The sequence below is a fragment of the Halomonas sp. DP5N14-9 genome (genome assembly GCF_019802175.1).
In the GTDB taxonomy this organism is placed as follows: domain Bacteria; phylum Pseudomonadota; class Gammaproteobacteria; order Pseudomonadales; family Halomonadaceae; genus Halomonas; species Halomonas litopenaei.
In genome coordinates this window covers 1-734 of the sequence record NZ_JAHVHR010000027.1, presented here as the reverse complement: position 1 = coordinate 734, position 734 = coordinate 1, and the positions used below count along the sequence as shown (strand labels likewise).

The following is a 734-nucleotide window of genomic DNA, read 5'->3' as shown; positions in this document are numbered from 1 at the left end:
TTCAATTTGTCACTAAAGCCGACCATCGCATCCGTCGCGGTCGTACCGTCCATTTTCACCAGGATGACGAAGCGTGTCGTGCGCTCAACCAACGTGCCTACGGCAGAACGGTTGCTGGCCCCCATGATGAGGTCGCCTTCCCAATGCCCGGGCATCAACCGATCTTCGATCTCAGGCGGCCGGAGATGAATACTGACCAAGTCAGGAATTTGGCGGCGACGATCCTTGCCACGACTGCGTGGACGCCGCTTTCCCTTCCCCTGCCGAAGGCAAGAAATGAGCTCTTTTTTCAGCGAGCCTCGGGGCATCACATAGAGCGCGTTGTAGATGGCCTCGTGGGAGACCTGACGTGTAGGGTCATTTGGATACATGCGCTTCAGTGTGATGGCTATCTGCCTAGGAGACCAGTACTTGCGCAACAGGTAGGTCACCAGATCGAAGAGAGGCGTACCAAGGCGCAACTTAGATTGTCGTCGTGCTCGATGTCGCGTCAGCGTGGCCCTGAAACCCGCCAGACTGGCGTCGTAGCCAGCATGAGAAGGTACCGCATGCCGAGCCAGTTCTCGAGAAATCGTGCTGGCAGCTCTCCCAAGGAACTTGGCGATGGAGCGTATCGAGTGACCTTCACGCATCAGCATGATGGTGGCACGTTCTTCAGCAGTAAGGTGGTGGTAGCAATGAGTCATAGCGATAGCGTACCTGATCGATCAGGTGTTGCACTTGCTCATTGAGAC

1 protein-coding gene is annotated in these 734 nt (G+C 56.1%); it reads right to left on the bottom strand.

Annotated features, from left to right (window positions below; all coding sequences use genetic code 11):
* On the bottom strand, window positions 1–638 hold a 638-nt coding region (locus KUW00_RS14870; protein ID WP_261392213.1), incomplete at its 3' end, for an IS30 family transposase.
* Between the last annotated feature and the right edge of the window lie 96 nt (window positions 639–734).